Source organism: Nostoc flagelliforme FACHB-838 (genome assembly GCF_014698065.1).
In the GTDB taxonomy this organism is placed as follows: domain Bacteria; phylum Cyanobacteriota; class Cyanobacteriia; order Cyanobacteriales; family Nostocaceae; genus Nostoc; species Nostoc flagelliforme_B.
On the sequence record NZ_JACJSI010000541.1, the window covers coordinates 1 to 3,300 of the forward strand.

Annotated in this window: 2 protein-coding genes and 1 pseudogene; 2 read left to right on the forward strand and 1 reads right to left on the reverse strand. The window is 45.9% G+C overall.

Annotation, left to right across the window (positions count from 1 at the left end):
* Positions 1 to 498 (reverse strand): hypothetical protein (locus H6G97_RS48320; RefSeq protein ID WP_190947417.1); only part of this gene is annotated, 498 nt, incomplete at its 3' end.
* A gap of 549 nt (positions 499 to 1,047) precedes the next feature.
* On the opposite strand from H6G97_RS48320, the gene H6G97_RS48325 reads away from it, so the two are divergent.
* Together H6G97_RS48325 and H6G97_RS48330 are read left to right on the forward strand one after the other, a co-directional pair.
* The gene (locus H6G97_RS48325) at positions 1,048 to 1,407 is read left to right on the forward strand and encodes a helix-turn-helix domain-containing protein (protein ID WP_338422019.1); all 360 of its coding nucleotides are present in this window, start codon (positions 1,048 to 1,050) and stop codon (positions 1,405 to 1,407) included.
* A 177-nt stretch (positions 1,408 to 1,584) separates the two neighbouring features.
* Positions 1,585 to 3,184: pseudogene (locus H6G97_RS48330) on the forward strand (hypothetical protein).
* Positions 3,185 to 3,300: the final 116 nt, after the last annotated feature.

The window sequence follows — 3,300 nt, forward strand, 5'->3', positions numbered from 1 at the left end:
GAGTCCGTACTGTCTGGGTCTTGCGTACCAACCCTCTTCATCCCAACCAACGAAGCCAACTAACTTGCCCTGGCGATAGACTTTCGTACTAAATACTAGATAGTCAATCTCACCGTGATACAAACCAAAAACAGTGCAAGCTTCTTTCAACTCGGACTCCAAGCGCTGATTCCTTTCCCGTGGGGTTTCTGGTAGAGTCGCTTTTACGTCTGCAACTCTTGTAGCGAACCAGTTGCGGTCGAAGGGTAGCCGTCCTCCACCGACTAACTGCACCCATACTGTGATTCCGCCTTCTATCCAGATAGTACGAATTGATTCGGGTTGCACTTCGATAATCTCGCCAATGATGCGGCGATCTCTGCTGGTGAGAGGGTCTTGGGTTGGGGCTACAGCTTCGACTTGGGATTCGAGGTGGGTGTCGAGTTCAGCTTGGGCTGTGGCTTGCTTGTCACGAGAAGAACTAGGAATTGCTTGCTGTGTATGTGTTATGTAGGTCATAATATTGATCTCCGTGATAGGGGAAAAGGCGATCGCGAAGTTTTCCAGGCAAAGCGATCGCCTTTGTTATGTGTGCAAAGAACGTTGTGGTTTAGCACAACGCTCTCAAAAAGATTTGGCGTAGCCATATATTTGTGACTCAAAGCCAGTGGCACTTGAGTATTACCGAAACAGGAGATACAGCGTATCAGGTAACGTGTACGACTTCAAACGCTTCATCTGCCGTCCGTCGTCCTGCTGGTAATTTCTTATTCAGTGCAATATCCATTTCCCGACTGTGTACCCCTCACCTTCTCTGGTTGTGCCAGTGCCTCGGTCACTCATCAAGCGGTCACTCTGGATTGCTGTCAAAGTTCAGATAGTGCAAACCCTTTGTTGCATCCGGGTGCAGGCAGTTTGCTTTTGTTGTAATTACAAGTCTACCCTGAGATTTTTCAGTTGTCAATAGGTTTAAGCTGATATTTATAAGTTTAGATATGATAAATATCAGCTTTAGCTTTGAAATTTGTAGTATATACTAGATAGAAGTAAGCTTAAGGAGTTGATTTTGTGAACCAAACCTTGATTAGATGGAGATTAAAAGAACTTATGGCAAGGTATGACATTAGGGCTGGCGACCTTGCTAAAACAATGGGAGTTAGCCACAACTCTATAGCTAACTTGCGAAAAGCCAAGACTATGCCACGGCTAGATGGTGAATCTTTAAACAGATTATGCAATGCCCTAAATTACCTAGCTCAAGACTTGCAAGGAGAAATTACTCCCACAGATTTAATTAGTTACACCAAAGATTCAGGGACACCTACTTCTGTTGAGGTTCCTGGTGATAGCGGACGCAGCTCACTGAACCAGAAGAAAAATCCCCGCTCAACAGATACTCAAACTCAGTCCTCTTTGTCTGCTGCTTAGTAAAAGCGATCGCCGCCGGCAAGCATTGCGATCGCCTGCTCAATCCGTTGATCACAAAGTGAGCTAATTATAATGCTGACACATTTTTGGAAAAACCCCCCAAATCAGCTGCAAGCTTCACTTTGGTTAAACTGCAACACCTCAATTTTTAAGCATTTACCATAGTGGGCAAGAAAAATGCTGACACTAGAACCCGAACAAACAACGACGCTGGACTACAGCAACCTCAACAGCAGCATTCAGGAAACCTTCACTGCAATCGATAGGTTCGAGTGGCAAGCGGTAGATGAAATTCTTCTGATGAGGGAACAGCAGCTTTACCTGCAAGCTGGCTATAAAAACTTTGAAGAATATTGCCAGCGTGAATTATACGCCTGGGGCGGATACCGACGAATCAACCAACTGCTAGGAGCCAAAAAGGTCATAGACGCGGTTGGCGAGTTGGGCGGACACATCAAAAACGAGCGTCAAGCCCGTCCGTTACTTCGCTTAGTCAAGGAACCAGAAAAACTTTTTGCTGCTGTAACGCTTGCTCTGAAAGATAACCCATCCCCTGGTGAATCAGATTTTGCTGCTGCCGCCCAAAAAGTGGTTCCTCAACTTCCACGCAAAAAGCAATCTATTCAGGAACCAATGGTTCCCGAAATTCAAGAACCAGTGGTTCCTGAATCTGCTAAAGTCACAGTCTCACAACAGTCCCATCCAAGATATGGAGAAGAGGGAACCATTGAGGCAGACGCACCAAATCGTTGGCAACAGATTGTTACCTTTGCTGATGGTGAGAGGCTGCTTATCAACAATACTGATTTGGATGCCCCCAGCGTTCCCTTTCTCAGAGAACGCAATTACCCCGCAGAGTATTCTGAGGCGATCGCCCAAATCAAAGAGCAACACCAGCAAGAGTTAGAGCGTCTAGAGCAGGAATTGAGAATTGGGCTACAAGCACAAGTATTGGCCAGAGCAGAAGAACAAGTACAAGAGCAAATCCAATCTCTGCAACAACTCTTCAAACAACAAAAAGAAGAAAATATCCATTTACTGCAACGGCTCACTGAGATGGAGGGGTTACGGAAATTGGAGACTGAAAATCAACAACTCCAGCAGCGCATTCAGGAATTAGAAAACGCTGTTGAACAACGCCCTTCTCAACAGTGGGGAAATACCATGACCCAGCAAGCGACTAAAGCGTTGAACAAGCAGGTAAAACAGGCGTTAGAGAAAACTATTGATTTGCGATCGCTAGCCCAAGAACCACCCAAGGAGAATGCCCAAGAATGCTTACGACTCATGGGTAGGTATGGCGTTGAAGAATCTCGCCAGTGCAATGAACAACACCCAAGCGCTCGAAGCTGCGGCGATAATTCTGGGGAGTGAACCAACACCATCTGCGATCGCCTACCGTGCCGAACAATTGTCAATGTTGCCCCAAGCGGTTAGTGATATTCGGCAGGTACTTGCAAAACCTGGGTGTACGTGGCAGGAATTTTGGGCAGTGGCGCAAGAGTATGAGGTAATTAAGTCGGATTACTGGGCTGAACTTTCTATCCAAGAAACAGAACTAATTACTGCACTCCAGAACGCATCCTCTCAACCGGACACAATCGGACTCGGTTCTATAGTTGCCCATGCTGACCCCTACCGCACTTTGTATGTTGAAAGGGGCGAAGTGGTAGAGGATTTAGGCGAAGAGTTGGTGGTGGCTTGGGATTGTTGGAAGGAGCAATCGAAAAAGACTGATAGGTATTTCCGAGATGAATTGCGATTCTGGCAAGGCTAACTGATCTGTTGCCCATACGAGTGATTTTTTAAACACATAAATTAGAGTATCTAACTTGGTGGGGCATTAAGTCTGCACCGTCAATATTTTGATGCTCAAAATCTGAAGAAGTATGA